Genomic DNA, 14,674 nt, shown 5'->3' with positions numbered 1-14,674 from the left:
ACATTGTTTCCATTCCTGGTTCGCCCCAAAATTCAAAGTGAGTCAGGTTTGTGGTCTGGATCACATTGTAAAAGTTTGTAATAGTGCAAGTTTGTCTAGCAAACCGATGAGGCCGCAAGTTGATGTTCTGATAGTTCGATCGCTAGATCGATCGCCGCTTTCAAACTAGTCGCCTCTGCAACTCCTCGCCCTGCGATGTCGAAGGCCGTTCCGTGGTCAGGAGAAGTCCGAATAAAGGGCAGCCCGATCGACGTATTTACGGCTCGATCAAATGCCATCAGCTTCACCGGAATCAAACCCTGGTCATGGTAGAGCGCCAAGTAGCCATCGTGAGCCATTCCCTGACTGCCATACCAACATTGTCCCGGCTTCACCCAGAGCGTATCCGGCGGAATTAAGCCATCTAGCTGAGTGTTGGGAAAGCGAACACACATTTCTTCTAACCACGTTACCATCCAATCCTGTTCTTCGCGACCGAGTTGTCCCTGTTCTCCACTGTGCGGATTTAGGCCCGCGATCGCGATCTTTGGACGGTTGAGGCCAAAATCTCGCTGCAAGCAGTCGATCAGCAATTCTAGTTTGAGGGTCAACAAGTCTGGAGTCAGTGCGTCGGCCACCTGGCGTAGAGGAATGTGAGTCGTCGCTAACAGGGTTCTCAACGTCCAACCAGTGTGAGGCGATCGAGCGACAAACAACATGCCAAATCGAGTCACGCCTGCCCGCTCTGCCAGCAGTTCGGTTTGCCCTGGGTAAAAGTGTCCGGCCGCTTTCCAGGCAGATTTGGCGATCGGCGCGGTGACAATTCCCTCAAAGTTGCCTGCCAAGGTTTGAGTGATCGCCGTTTCTAAATATTGAAAGCTCGCTTCGCCACTGGCCGCGTTACCCTCGCCTGGGATAATTTGCGACTCTAATTCTGCTGTTAGCGGCACCTCCAACACATTTAAGCGATCAGGATGCGCCAGCAAACAAACAGAATGAAGGCGATCGTAGGTTTTTTGAAGTTGAGACCGGGTGCCCACGATCGTGACAGACGCTTTTTGGGCAACCGTATCGTCGGACAGCGCCTTTAACACAACTTCAGCACCAATTCCAGCAGGGTCGCCAACCGGGATTACCAGACGAGAGCGTTTCAGAACCATAAAAAATTAGAAACTAAAAAACAAGCCCCAGGAAAATGTCTATTCTCACCTTCGACAGCGTGGCGCAAAGACGACCTTTATTCCTGAGAAGGCACTACTCAACTGGTTTACAATACTTTTGTAGGGATTTAGATATTACTAGGTAAACATACTCATTTGACGAGAGTAAAGTCTTCCCGGTAACAATCGTCCCGTCCCCATCAATTTAGGAGAATTGAATTCATGGCTGGAGAAATTTTTACAACGGCTTTCTTCGCGTTTACGCTAATTTTAGTCGGTCTGAGCCTGGGCTTTTTACTGCTCAAAATTCAAGGCGGCGAAGAGTAGCTAATAGGGGACTGAAGAATCTGGACATTCTAGCCTTCAGTCTTCTTCATCTAAATGCTCGGCGACTTCTCGATACAGATTAAACACATGGCTGTCTTTGAGGTAGTAAAAAACGTTGCGCCCTTGCTTGCGGTAGCCGACCAGACGCATCGATCGCAAGGCCCGAAGTTGGTGAGACACGGCAGACTCACTCATTTTGACAGCCGTTGCCAGATCACACACGCAAAGCTCATGAGTTGCCAGCGCTGAGAGAATTCTCAACCGATTGGCATCTCCCAACAGCGCAAAAAACTCTGCCATTCGCTGGGCTTTTTCGACACTGACAATGCTGCGATTGAGTTGGCGAACATGGCTCAGATCTACCGGGTGCTGGACTTCACAATTCAACCTTTCTGTCGCCTTTGGTTGGTCTTTGTCAGGCGCACCCATCGAAAGGGAGTTGAGATTCGACATAACATTCAACCCAAATCGCTCAACAACTTAGTCCTATACCAGGGTAGCGTAATTGACCTCGAAACAACTTAGAGCAGAGCGGCTTTGGACTCAGCGGCTTTGGATTCAGCGAGTGACCCTGCAATAGATCGGGTAGGATTGTAAACACTTACCTGAGAATCTAATCTGCTTTGGGAAAAAACCAATTTTGACGATAATTTCTGATAAGATTTGACAAAAAGTTAACAATTCGTCACGAACTCCTCATGACCTTATTAATTGTGGGTGCCACTGGTACCTTGGGAAGACAGGTGACTCGTCGCGCTCTAGATGAGGGTTACGAAGTGCGCTGTCTCGTTCGCAGTCTCAAAAAAGCGGCTTTCTTAAAGGAATGGGGCGCGGAGTTAGTCACGGGTGATCTGTGTAAGCCTGATACCCTACCCGCGGCCTTGGAGGGCGTAAGTGCGATCGTCGATGCTGCTACCGCACGAGCTACTGACTCTCTCAGCATCAGACAGGTGGATTGGGACGGTAAGGTCAACTTGATTCAAGCTGCCAAGACCGCAGACATCGATCGCTACATTTTCTTCTCCATCCTGGACGCGGAAAAATTTCCGGACGTACCGTTGATGGATATTAAAGCTTGTACAGAAAAACTTCTGATTGAGTCAGGGCTAAACTACACGATTTTGCGACCTTGTGGCTTTTTGCAGGGTTTGATTGGTCAATACGCCATCCCGATTCTCGAAAGTCAAGCAGTCTGGGTGATGGGAGACACGTCGCCGATCGCTTATATGGATACGCAAGATGTCGCCAAATTTGCCGTTCAAGCGCTCAAAGTGCCTGAGACTGAGCAAAAATCTTTTCCCGTTGTGGGCGCTCGTGCTTGGGGCGCTTATGAAATCATTCGGCTGTGCGAACGGTTGTCTGGTAAAGAAGCGAGAGTCTCCACGATGCCGATCGGCTTGCTGCGGGCCATTCGTCGATTTGCGCGATTCTTTCAATGGACTTGGAATATTGCCGATCGACTTGCCTTTACCGAAGTCGTGGCCACCGGAAAGGCCCTCGATGCCTCAATGGGGGATGTCTACAAAACCTTTGGGCTGGAGCAGTCAGAAATGACGACTCTGGAAGCCTACATGCAGGACTATTTTGGACGCATCCTCAAAAAGCTGAAGGAAGTGGAATACGCCCAGGAAAAAGCGAAAAATAAGAAAAAGAAAGTCGCCAAAGACGGGAGAACTTATCCAAAGTTTTAAGGTTTGAGCAATGAGTTTTTGAGTTGTCTCTAATTCAAAGCTCATTGTCCAGAACAGATTGCTGAACTGGAATGTTATATTCCGAAATACCCGATTAATTAGATACGGACTTTTTTTGTGCCCAAGGCTGGCATCATTTACAACGACGACAAACCCATCGCTTGTCAAGCTGCGGCTGCACTAAAAGACAAGCTAAATTTGCGCGGGTGGGAAGTTATTGTGGCCACCGGAAGTGGGGGAATTTTGGGCTATTCCAATCCTTCGAGTCCAGTCTGTCATACGCCGATCGACACCATTTCACCGCCAGGGTTTGATCCAGAAATGAGCTTCGCGATCGTGCTGGGCGGCGACGGAACCGTTCTCTCGGCATTTCGTCAAGTCGCACCAAGTGGCATTCCGCTATTGGCCGTCAACACAGGACACATGGGGTTTCTCACTGAGATTTTGCTTGATAAGATGTCAGAAGCGATCGAGGCGGTGCTCTCTGGCGACTACGAGATCGAGGAACGCACCATGCTCAAAGTGCAAATTCTCCGAGATGAGGTCTCACTTTGGGAAGCGCTTTGTTTGAACGAAGTCGTGCTGCATCGAGAACCGCTGACCAGTATGTGTCATTTTGAAGTGGCGATCGGGCGACATACCCCGGTTGACATTGCTGCCGATGGGCTGATTTTGGCGACTCCGACCGGATCGACTGCCTATTCGCTTTCGGCGGGTGGCCCAGTCGTAAAGCCGGGGGTTCCTGTACTGATTTTGGTGCCGATTTGCCCACACTCTCTGGCATCTCGCGCGCTGGTGTTTGCCAATAGCGAGCCTGTGACGATTTTTCCGGCGACTCCCAATCGGTTGGTGCTGACGGCGGACGGTAATGCGGGTTGTTATGTGTTGTCGGATGATTGTGTGCGGGTGGAGCGATCAGACTATCCGGCTCGATTTGTGCGTCTGCGTCCGCCAGAATTTTTTCATGCGCTGCGTGACAAGCTCGGCTGGGGGTTGCCACACGTTGCTAAACCGACTTGAGAAAAAATCGAGAAGGCTGTGCAGAACTTTGCCCACCATCAGGGCCAGGCGCGAAACTCAAAATTCAAATCGCTTCGAGACGTGCTAAAACAATGGGGAACCTCACTAAAGATACATTTCAGTATAGAAAATCCTCTGTCCCCCAGGCATTCTCTTATGAGTACCACTCTCGAACTCAACCCCTGCGTGCTGATCATCGAAACGGATGAAGCGCTGGCCCAAAGTGTCAGTCTAGATCTGCAAGAATCGGGCTATGACACGATCGTTGCCCACGATTCTCCCAGTGGTTTGCGTCATGCGACAGAACGGCACCCGGCTTTGATTGTGGTCGATCGACTGCTCAGTGGAGACTCAGGACTGACCTTTTGTAGTCATCTTCGCAATACGGGGGCGCGGATTCCGGTGCTGTTGATGATGGCAAAAGATAGCGTTGAAGATCGGGTGGCTTGCCTAGAAGCAGGAGCCGACGATTATTTTCTCAAGCCCTATCGCAGCGATGATTTTCTCAAGCTCGTCAAGCTTTATCTACAACCTGAAACCCCTGGCAATGAGCAGTTGAGATTTGGAGATCTGATTTTGGATCTTTCAACTCGTCAGGCTTTAAGAAATGGACGGGCGATCGACTTGACGATGAAGGAGTTTGAGTTACTCAAGTATCTGATGGAACACCCCCGCGAAGTTCTGACTCGTGAGCAAATTTTGGAAAATGTTTGGGGATACGATTTTGTGGGCGAGTCCAATGTGATTGAGGTTTACATTCGCTATTTACGTCTAAAAATTGAAGACGAAGGCGAAAAGCGGCTGATTCAAACCGTGCGCGGGGTTGGCTATGTGTTGCGTGAAGCTTGAGGCGAGAGAATGGGAAAGCGGAATTTTGTTCAAACCAGCGTGATGGGGCTTGGGTTAAGTGTAGTGCTGATGGGTTGCGCGCTCTCGACAGCGGACACTTCAACTCAGGCTTCCGATGTCCCGATTGTGCAGGCGGCGATGGCTCAAGACTTACCCATTACAGCGATCGCTGACGTTGCCGGAAAGAAGATTCAGCTAGAAGTCGCCAATACCCCTCAAGAGCAAGCGACTGGATTAATGGGTCGCACCAGCTTGGGAGACGATCGCGGCATGTTGTTTCCCTTTAATCCGCCTCGCCCGGTGCAGTTTTGGATGAAAAATACGCTGATCAGTTTGGACATGATCTTTGTGCGTCAAGGGGTTGTCAAAGCGATCGCGGTTGATGTGCCTCCCTGCAAGTCTGACCCCTGTCCTGTGTATGGCTCAGGAGATGAAGTGGTTGATCAGGTCATTGAGGTGAGCGGCGGACGATCGAAAGCGCTGGGTTTAAAGGTGGGCGATCGGCTTCCCGTTCAGTTTCTCAAATCGGACTCCAAAAAGCCTTAAAAATCGTACCGCATTAGTCGTCTCGCTCCCTTCAAAAATTTCTGTCTCGTATAAATTTTTCGTGCAGATATTTTTTAATGGAGCGGAATGATGGATACTGAAATTTAGAGGATTTCGTACGTCATATTTGATACTTTGAGCAGCCGCCCTGAAGCCGAATCACTCTCAAGATAGAGGACTCACATCCAGGAAGGGTCTATTCTTGATCCCCAAGCAATCTATATCGGGGATCATCTCTGAGCCTTGATTGAGCGCGATCGTGACGAGGTGTGAGTGTGGGTCAATTTGCGTAAATAGTCCAGATCAAAGAGTGGCTACCTGTGGGTGTTCATTAAACGCAATGTTTGTCCACAATGGGACTCACTCAGGAGATGAGAGAAAAATGGCACCTGCAACTCACCTTAAATTTATTCGCTTTTTGCGAGAAGAATTGGCGATTTCTGACTCGTCGATCGCCTTTGCACTGCGCCACCGTGAGCAAAATAACGGCCCGTTGCCGATGATTCTCTGGCAATACGGACTGGTGACATTGGAGCAGCTCGATCGCATCTACGATTGGCTAGAATCAGCCGTTAGTTAGATAAATAATTTTCTAACTCAAGATTGAATAGCCTGAAAACTCATCTGGCTATCCCGTGAAAATCTTATTTTTGGATCAAAGTGGCAAATCCGGGGGCGCAGAACTCTGTCTGTTAGACATTGCCCAATCGCTTCAAACGCAGTGTCTCGTCGGTTTGCTTGAAGATGGCCCCTTTAAAGACTTGCTTCAAGAAAATCAGATCCCCGTCCAGGTGTTGGGTCGCGAGCCTATACAAGTTCGCAAAGACAGTGGTTGGCGCACAGGGTTGAGGAGTCTGGGGCAGATGATTCCCCTGATCGTAGAAGTCGCCCAGGTCAGCCGCCACTACGATCTGATTTACGCCAATACGCCAAAAGCGCTCGTAGTCGGAGCGTTGGTCAGCTTGATCACTCGGCGATCGCTGGTTTATCATCTACACGACATTCTCTCAACCGAACACTTTAGCCCGACAAATCTGCGGCTGGCGGTAACTCTGGCTAACCGATCAACGCTGGTCATCGCCAACTCTCAAGCCAGTCGATCAGCCTTTATCGCAGCAGGCGGCCGGTCAGAAATCACGCAAGTCGTCTACAACGGATTTCGGCCAGAGCAGTATCGAGGTGAAGATTCTTCTCTTCGCGCAGAGTTGGGATTAGAAAATCGCTTTGTCATCGGTCACTTTAGCCGTCTCTCTCCGTGGAAAGGGCAGCATGTTTTGCTAGAGGCGCTCACTCGGTGCCCCGATGTCACCGCCATTTTTGTGGGAGATGCCCTGTTTGGAGAGCAAGCTTATGTCAAACAGCTTCACCATCAGGTTGAGGAATGGGGACTAAACGATCGCGTCCGGTTTTTAGGATTTCAATCCAATGTGGTGCCGCTGATGCAAGCCTGTGATCTGATCGCTCACACCTCAACAGCCGCCGAACCCTTTGGGCGAGTCATTGTCGAAGCGATGCTCTGTGGAAAACCGACGATCGCAGCCAAAGCAGGCGGCGCATTAGAATTAGTCACTCATGGAATCAACGGTTGGCTAGTCACCCCAGGAGACGCTGCCCAACTCGCAGACCTGATCCAGCAGATTCGGCAAGACTGGCAGGGAGCGATCGCCATTGCTGATCATGCCCAAACCCAAGCGGGCGATCGCTTTCACCTCGACCAGACCAACCTGCAAATTCATCAACTGCTGACACAAGTCTTACAAGAGGAGTGCCCTTTGACGCAGGTCGCTTGACCGAGAATAGTTCACAATCGGCCTGATTGAAAGCCTCTAAATATCGTTCATACAGCCCCTAAATCGGCAAAGAACAACACTCAAACTTCCGTCAAAAGGACTCAAGAGATAGGCAGATTGATAGAGGCGGTGGTCTTACAAATCCTCAAGGGAGTCTCACTTCTGGGAGAGGTATTTGATCACGAGTCGGGTCATCCTCATGAAGGTTGGCGCATATGAATATATGACACTCAAACAGACTTCGGTAGGTGTGTTTCTTCCAGCTTTAGCAGGAGGGGGTGCAGAAAAGGCAATGTTACATCTGGCACAGGGTTTGGCCGAGCGGGGAATCAAGACTGATCTGGTGCTGGCAGAGGCAGAAGGCGATTATTTGGAGCAGGTTTCGTCGGATGTCAGGCTGGTTGATCTCAAGTCCAAATTTCCGATCGTACTCTCCAAAACCCTGGCACTCCAACGCTATTTGCAACGAGAACAGCCGACCGTCTTGTTTTCAGCGTTGGATATTGTCAGTTCTTCTCTCTGGGCAAAGTGGGGATCAAGAGTGCCAACTCGCGTCGTGATGTGTGTCCAAACTTACTTGTCGGAACAGTTTAGACATGACGAATCCAGCACGCTCAAAAAACTCCGCCCTCAGATGGTGCGCTGGCTGTATCCGCGATCGGACGAGCTTGTGGCCGCCTCCAAGGGCACGGCTGCTGATCTGGCACAAATTATCGATTTACCGCTCGATCGAATTCGCGTCATTTATAATCCCGTCGTCACGCCAGACGTTTTAGAAAAAAGTCAAGCAGCCGTCGATCATCCCTGGTTTGCGCCTGGAGAACTGCCCGTGATTTTGGGTGTGGGTCGTCTGGTTAACCAAAAGGACTTTTCTAATCTGATCAACGCTTTTGCCCAAGTGCGAAGAGTGCGCCCGGCGCGGTTGATGATTCTAGGCGAAGGAGAACAGCGCCAACTATTAGAAGATCTGGTTCTCAAACTGGGTTTAGAAAACGATGTAGCCATGCCGGGATTTGTGGACAACCCTTACGCCTACATGTCCAAAGCGGCTGTATTTGCGCTGTCTTCTAAATATGAAGGATTTGGCAATGTGGTGGCTGAAGCGATCGCCACGGGTACGCCTGTCGTCTCGACCGATTGCCCCAGCGGCCCCGCCGAAATTTTGGACAACGGCAATTATGGAAAACTGGTGCCTGTCTGCGATTCGCCCGCTCTGGCCGAGGCCATTCTAGAAACGCTGAATCATCCCATTGACCGAGGAATCTTGAGGCGACGATCGCTAGACTTTTCAACCGATTGCGTCGTCGATCAGTACATGGAAGTTTTAGAACGCATCACCCAAAACAACTGATGAGAATCCTGCATGTCCTCAACGATATTGAAAAGCTGGGTAACGGCATTATCAACGCAGCGATCGATCTGGCGTGTTTGCAGTCTCGATCGGGGCATGAGGTGGCGATCGCATCTGGCGGCGGTGAATATGAAACGCTGCTCACTCAGTTTGGCATTCAGCATTTCAGGTTTGACCAGCGCAGACGGCCGATTCCTTTGATGAAAGCGATCGGGCGGTTTGGAGAAATCATTCGCAGATTTGAGCCAGAAATCGTTCATACCCACATGATGACGGGCGTGGTCTTGGCCAGACTGCTCAAGGGAACTGCAAACTACTTGATCGTTTCTACGGTTCACAATGAATTTCAGCGCAGTGCAATTTTGATGGGGCTGGCTGATCGCGTGATTGCCATCAGTCAAGCCGTCGCGATTTCGATGCAAAAGCGAGGAATTTCACCTGACAAACTGCGCGTCGTCGCCAACGGAACGTTAGGCAGTCCTCGGACTCCTCCCCTCCCAACCGTCGAACCTGTAGCCTTGCAGCATCCTGCGATCGTCACTGTAGCCGGAATGTTTCGTCGTAAGGGCATTACGAATCTGATTCAGGCGTTTGGTCAACTGGCAAACCGCTTTCCAACCGCTCATTTATATCTAGTCGGAGACGGGCCAGATCGACCTGAATTTGAACAACTCGCCCGTCAAGCCCCCTTTGGCGATCGTATCCACTTTGAAGGCTTTCAACCAGAACCTCAGCGTTATCTATTGGCGACCGATATTTTTGTGCTGGCTTCGCACCGAGAGCCGTTTGGTTTAGTTCTGTCTGAAGCGCGGGAGGCCGGATGCGCGATCGTCGCCAGCGATGTAGACGGCATTCCTGAAGTGCTGGAACAGGGACGCAGAGGGCTTTTGGTGCCGCCAAGAAACGAGATGGCTTTGGCCAACGCACTGTCTCAACTGCTGTCAAACCCAGAAAGCCTACGAAATTGGCAATATCAGTCTCAGCAAAATCTAGAGTGGCTAACCGTCGATCGAGTGCATCGAGAAACGCTAAAAATTTACCAGGGGGCGATCGCTCCCGTTGGGCTATCTGTTCTCAAAGGAGAAGCGCGATGATCAAAAAAACGGCACTCTGGCTGACGGTGACGATCGGATGGGTCAGTCTAGCGACTCCAACACTTGCTCAAACCGCTCCCACAGCTCAACCTGCCGCGCCCGTTATGGCAGACGAAGGTTATTTATTAGGAGCGGGCGATCGCCTCAAGCTCGACATTTTTAGCGTTCCAGAGTACAGCGGCGAATATCAAGTGCTGGCAGATGGCACCTTAAATCTGCCTTTAGCTGGAAGTGTGGCAGTCCGAGGATTGACGCTCAAACAGGCTTCTGGTGCGATTTCTAGACAATATCAAGAATGGCTGGCCCGTCCGGTGATTACCGTTAGTTTGCTGGCTTCGCGGCCGATTCAAGTCTCTGTCGCGGGAGAAGTGCCTCGTCCCGGTTCGTACACCACAACGCTCACTGAATCGGGCATTCCCACGCTGACCAAAATGGTGCAACTGGCAGGCGGAGTCAACCAATCAGCCGATCTGCAACGAGTACAAATCATTCGTCGCAAACCCGGACAAAATGCAGGCACCCAGACCTTGAATGTGGATTTGCGGCAACTGCTGCGATCGGGCGACATTAGTCAAGATTTACCGTTACGAGATGGCGATCGCATTCTTATTCCCGCAGCGACGGCGATCAATGTAGACGAAGCGAACCTGATTGCCAACTCCAGCATTTCGGTCAGCAATGATCAGCCGCTCAGTATTATCGTCGCAGGCGAGGTCAATCGTCCCGGCCCACACAGCATTCGGGGAGAAGTCACCCCTCAAACTGGAGCAGGCGGCCCAACGACAACTGTGAGCCAAAAGATTCAGGTGCCCACCGTGACCAGAGCGCTACAACTGGCAGGAGGCATTACGGGAGCCGCCAACATTCGTGATATTGAGGTGCGCCGAAGAACGAATTCTGGAGGCGAACAGGTCGTGAGAGTCAATCTGTTTCAACTGATTCAGGCCGGGGATGCGCGACAGGATATTCCTTTACAAAATGGCGATCGCGTCATCGTTCCCACAGCGACCGCGTTGACTCCCCAGGATGCCGCCACGATCGCCAGAGCCAGTTTTTCGCCCGACTCGATCAATGTGACGATCGCGGGAGAAGTGATCAAGCCTGGAACGCTCCAGTTGCCCACCAACACAACTTTGAATCAGGCACTTCTGGCCGCTGGGGGCTTTAATCCTCGTGCCAAGAAGCGATCGGTCGAATTTCTCCGCCTCAATCCCAATGGAACCGTCGAACGCCGCTCGATCGCTCTGGACTTTAATCAAGGCATTAACGACCAGACCAATCCACCATTGCGAAATAACGATACGATCGTCGTCGGCAAATCAGGCCTCGCTGGAATTGGGGATGCTTTGGGCACCGTCTTTTCTCCACTCACAGGCATTTTGGGCATCTTTAATTTCTTTCGTTAATTGGTAAAGCTCAACCCACAAACGTCCCTAGTGCAGGTGGTTTCGTCGCTCAGAAGCGGAACCTCTGCGCTAGGATCTTGTTATGCAGATTGTCTCAATAGAAAGCCAGGGAATTCAGAATTTGGACTTTAGACAGACGTGAATTCGATGAGAGTTTTTTCGCTTCGTTGTTCACCGCTTCTGCCCCCCAACCCCCCAATTTTGGGGGACTTTCAGAGAGGAACTCTGGTTCAAAGTCCCTCACTCGTGGGGGATTTAGGGGGCGTTCCCGGATCTAAAAGCGAAGCGTTCATCGAACTGACGTTAAACAGAGACAGATTTCAGTCTTTAGTCCAGTGTCTAACGTCCAACGCCCAGCATCTTTCTACCTACTTTTCTAGACTGATTATTCTCTCTTATCTATTTGATTTGCCAAACCTATTAAATCAGTCTTTACTTCCAGCCAACCTTGTGAAGTTGGGACTACACTGTGTAGACGGACAAGCCTACTCGTTTGTAGGTTCAGAATGAGAAATCGGAATTGGCTCAGAGACGCGGAAAACTCATGAATCACGACCCTTCTATCCATCCTTCTAAACGACTTGACTATCCTTTTGGTGTGGGAGCATTCTGGCATTTTCGCGTCGATTCCCAATTAGCCAAGCCGACTACTTCACTGGGGAGCGTGCGCGTTTGCCCCTTGAGAAACTGCAAAACAGCCGCTCTGTAGATGATCGAATGGTATAGGGGGTGAAGTAGATGAGCGAGTTAGACCGTTGTTATCGAATTTTGGGACTTGAGCCTGGCGCTTCGACCGAAGAGGTGAATCAGGCGTACAAAGACTTGGTGTTTATTTGGCATCCCGATCGTTTGCCAAAAGATAATTCTCGCTTGCTGCAAAAAGCGGAAGAAAAGCTAAAGGAAATCAACCATGCAAGGGATACTTTGAGATCTCACGGGCGCGATCGCAAACCTCAACCCCAGCCTGCTCAGTCTCGTCCTCCAGCCTCCAGCTATTATCAGTCTTACTATTACCGTCCGCCTCAAGCGTCACAAACGCATCAAAACGCGCAACATTCGACCAACGGGCATTCCACTCAGTCTAAAACTCACACCAACGGACATTCTGCCTCGGGCCATTCGCAAAATCATTCGCAAAATCACTCTCAGAGCCACGCTCAGAATGGTCACACCAAACACGAGCAAAAACCTCACCAATCAACGGAGCAGAGTTACTACACCCAGTCTCACTATCGAGCGGAATATCATCGCCCCCAGACACCGCCCACACCACCCCCTGCGCCTCACCCGCCTCAGTCTTACTATTCTCAGCAGTATTATCGCCAGTCTCAGACACCGCCTCGGCCCAGTACGCCCGACTTGAGCGGCTCTGATTTACATGGGGCAAACCTGCAAGAAAAAGATCTGTCAGGTCGCAATCTCAGCCACGCCAACTTGAGCAACGCCAACCTGAGTGATGCCTTTTTGCACAAGGTCAATTTAGAAGGTGCCAATTTGTTTAAGGCCAACCTGTTTCGGGCAAATCTGTTGGGGGCGAATTTGAGCAAAGCAGATCTGCGAGAAACGAATTTAATTGGCGCGGATTTTAGTGGAGCCGACTTACGGGGAGCCGATTTGCGCGGGGCAAAGATTGGGTTTGACGATCGCATTATGGTCAAACTCACGGGAGCCTTTCTCACCGGAGCCATCATGCCCAACGGCAAGGTTCACGAGTGAATTTTGACACCAAACTCTACACCAAAGTCTACGGAATTGCGCTCAAAGATCTGTAGGTGTTAAGGATAAACATCAGGGGAATCCTGAGACTAGTCTTTTAACGTGAATTCGATGAAGTTTTCTCGCTTCGTTATTCAGCACTTCTGCCCCCCAACCCATTTTGGGGGACTTTGAGACAATATTTCTCGTTCAAAGTCCCTCACTTAGGGGGCTGAAGCCGATTGAAACGAAGCGAGTCACTCTCATCGAACTGACGTTCTTTTAACATCTGACCTATGCCGCGTCTGAACGATCGAGCCTTTAGCCTTTTGCAAGTCGAAATTCAGAACTCTTTTAGCGATTCGGCTCTACAAGTCCAGCGAGAATTAACCCTGAGACGGCTCGAAAGATTTCGGACGCAGGAAGGATCGCCGCTCAGTTATGACGAAATTCGAGGGGCGATCGTAGACCTTTTACCCGATTTCCCCGAAAAAGTTCTGAAAGCGGCCGCCAAAGCCAATGGTTCACCTAGAACTACAAAACCGTCAGCAAAACCTTCGTCAAAGTCCTCCTCAATTCCGTGGGGTGCGATTAAGCTGTCGTCAGTTGCCCTGCTGCTGATAGCTGGCGGACTTTATGTGGTCAATCTCCCGATCCCGGCGCTGCGGTGGTCTGTGGCGCGATCGATGCCCATTCTCTTAATTCCCAGCTTTATGAGTATGGACAGCCACTATCGAGGCGCGATCGATGCCATTGAGCAGGCTGACCAATTGATCAATCAAGCGACCGCCCCCGAAGATTTTGAGTTGGGCAGCACCAAAGTAAAGGAAGCACAACAGCATTTGGAGGCGTTGCCCGTCTGGTTTGTCGGCTATTATCCGCGTCAATATTGCAGTTTTGTGCAGTGCCGTTGGCGGTTTACGCTGGATGAGTTTCGGTCTGCCAGAGAGAATGTGGCTCGCATGGAGGCGAAATTGTTTCAAGAAGGCAACGCCCGTACGCAACTCGAAGAAAAAGAGCAGGCTCTTGACGAAGCGAAACAGGCTTACAGTCAAGCAAAAGATAATTTGGGCCGTCAGAAAGCGATCGCTCAATGGCAAACGGCGATCGATGCGCTCAAAAAAATTCCTGAGCAAACTTTGGCAGGTCGGATGTCACAGGAAACGATTCAGGCGGCCGATCGTGATTTTCAGCAGGTCGTTGGATTCACCGCAGACAACACGCGCACAGGCAACTGGATGCAAGCCGCAAAAGAATTCGCTCAGGCCGCCAGTCAAGGGAAATCACCCAAAAATTTGACCGAGTTGCAGGAAACGAAAGGATTGTGGGAAGAAGCCATCGATCGCCTCGAAAAAATCACCGTAGACGATCCCGATTTTAGAGAAGCCCAAAAGCAACTGGTTGCCTACAAACAATCTCTCAGCGCGGTTGAAATTCAGATGCAGGCGGAGAGAGAGTCTGTACAGGCGTTTCAAGAAGCCCAGCGGCTGAGGCAGACTTTACTTGCGATTACGATGAACGATCCAAATGGACTCGATCGCGGTCGTGCGGCCCGTTCTCTCCAAGAAATCGTTGACGAACTTCAAAAGGTAAAGCAGGGAACTACCGTCTATGCCGAGGCTCAAAACTTGATGAAAGCCGCCGAAAAGCGCCTCAAATAAATTAACGTCAGTTCGATGAACGCTTCGCTTTTAGATCCAGGAACGCCCCCTAAATCCCCCACGAGTGAGGGACTTTGAACCAGAACTCCTCTCTTAAAGTCCCCC

General features: G+C 50.6%; 15 protein-coding genes. 13 read left to right on the top strand and 2 right to left on the bottom strand.

Annotated features, from left to right (window positions below; all coding sequences use genetic code 11):
- Positions 1 to 95: 95 nt before the first annotated feature.
- On the bottom strand, positions 96 to 1,139 hold the full coding sequence (pdxA, locus tag ACKFKF_RS02700) for a 4-hydroxythreonine-4-phosphate dehydrogenase PdxA (RefSeq protein WP_446866265.1): 1,044 nt from the start codon (positions 1,137 to 1,139) through the stop codon (positions 96 to 98).
- Positions 1,140 to 1,361: 222 nt separating this feature from the next.
- Between pdxA and petM the strand changes: the two genes are divergently transcribed.
- Positions 1,362 to 1,466, top strand: coding sequence for a cytochrome b6-f complex subunit PetM (petM, locus tag ACKFKF_RS02695; RefSeq protein WP_446858807.1), 105 nt, complete (start codon positions 1,362 to 1,364; stop codon positions 1,464 to 1,466).
- Positions 1,467 to 1,502: 36 nt separating this feature from the next.
- On the opposite strand, the gene ACKFKF_RS02690 is transcribed toward petM, so the two are convergent.
- The gene (locus tag ACKFKF_RS02690; RefSeq protein WP_446858806.1) at positions 1,503 to 1,919 is read right to left on the bottom strand and encodes an ArsR/SmtB family transcription factor; all 417 of its coding nucleotides are present in this window, start codon (positions 1,917 to 1,919) and stop codon (positions 1,503 to 1,505) included.
- Positions 1,920 to 2,164: 245 nt separating this feature from the next.
- Here ACKFKF_RS02690 and ACKFKF_RS02685 point away from each other — a divergent pair, with 245 nt between their 5' ends.
- From ACKFKF_RS02685 to ACKFKF_RS02630, 12 genes are all read left to right on the top strand, one after another.
- Positions 2,165 to 3,157: an SDR family oxidoreductase gene (locus tag ACKFKF_RS02685; protein WP_446866264.1), complete on the top strand. Its 993-nt coding sequence runs from the start codon at positions 2,165 to 2,167 to the stop codon at positions 3,155 to 3,157.
- 117 nt (positions 3,158 to 3,274) lie between these two features.
- Positions 3,275 to 4,177, top strand: coding sequence for an NAD(+) kinase (locus ACKFKF_RS02680; RefSeq protein ID WP_446866263.1), 903 nt, complete (start codon positions 3,275 to 3,277; stop codon positions 4,175 to 4,177).
- 156 nt (positions 4,178 to 4,333) lie between these two features.
- Positions 4,334 to 5,026, top strand: a complete 693-nt coding sequence (nblR, locus tag ACKFKF_RS02675) for a response regulator transcription factor NblR (protein ID WP_446858803.1) — start codon at positions 4,334 to 4,336, stop codon at positions 5,024 to 5,026.
- Positions 5,027 to 5,035: 9 nt separating this feature from the next.
- Positions 5,036 to 5,572, top strand: a complete 537-nt coding sequence (locus ACKFKF_RS02670; RefSeq protein ID WP_446858802.1) for a DUF192 domain-containing protein — start codon at positions 5,036 to 5,038, stop codon at positions 5,570 to 5,572.
- A 382-nt stretch (positions 5,573 to 5,954) separates the two neighbouring features.
- Positions 5,955 to 6,152, top strand: a complete 198-nt coding sequence (locus ACKFKF_RS02665; protein WP_446858801.1) for a DUF2949 domain-containing protein — start codon at positions 5,955 to 5,957, stop codon at positions 6,150 to 6,152.
- Positions 6,153 to 6,207: 55 nt separating this feature from the next.
- Positions 6,208 to 7,362, top strand: coding sequence for a glycosyltransferase (locus ACKFKF_RS02660; RefSeq protein WP_446866262.1), 1,155 nt, complete (start codon positions 6,208 to 6,210; stop codon positions 7,360 to 7,362).
- 199 nt (positions 7,363 to 7,561) lie between these two features.
- Positions 7,562 to 8,713, top strand: coding sequence for a glycosyltransferase (locus tag ACKFKF_RS02655; protein ID WP_446866261.1), 1,152 nt, complete (start codon positions 7,562 to 7,564; stop codon positions 8,711 to 8,713).
- The gene (locus tag ACKFKF_RS02650; protein ID WP_446866260.1) at positions 8,713 to 9,807 is read left to right on the top strand and encodes a glycosyltransferase family 4 protein; all 1,095 of its coding nucleotides are present in this window, start codon (positions 8,713 to 8,715) and stop codon (positions 9,805 to 9,807) included. Before ACKFKF_RS02655 ends, ACKFKF_RS02650 begins: the two co-directional genes overlap by 1 nt.
- A complete protein-coding gene (locus tag ACKFKF_RS02645; RefSeq protein ID WP_446866259.1) occupies positions 9,804 to 11,213 on the top strand; it encodes an SLBB domain-containing protein in 1,410 nt (469 codons plus the stop codon). The genes ACKFKF_RS02650 and ACKFKF_RS02645 overlap by 4 nt, the downstream gene beginning before the upstream one ends.
- A 544-nt stretch (positions 11,214 to 11,757) precedes the next feature.
- Positions 11,758 to 11,922: a hypothetical protein gene (locus ACKFKF_RS02640; protein ID WP_446866258.1), complete on the top strand. Its 165-nt coding sequence runs from the start codon at positions 11,758 to 11,760 to the stop codon at positions 11,920 to 11,922.
- Positions 11,923 to 11,951: 29 nt separating this feature from the next.
- Positions 11,952 to 12,929 (top strand): pentapeptide repeat-containing protein, encoded by a 978-nt coding sequence (locus ACKFKF_RS02635; protein ID WP_446858796.1) that lies wholly within the window; start codon positions 11,952 to 11,954, stop codon positions 12,927 to 12,929.
- 275 nt (positions 12,930 to 13,204) lie between these two features.
- Positions 13,205 to 14,569: a hypothetical protein gene (locus ACKFKF_RS02630; protein ID WP_446866257.1), complete on the top strand. Its 1,365-nt coding sequence runs from the start codon at positions 13,205 to 13,207 to the stop codon at positions 14,567 to 14,569.
- The last annotated feature ends 105 nt before the right edge of the window (positions 14,570 to 14,674 follow it).

This window comes from Phormidesmis sp. 146-12, from assembly GCF_052939495.1.
Note: the sequence above shows the minus strand (reverse complement) of the source record. Positions and strands in the feature narration are given on the sequence as shown.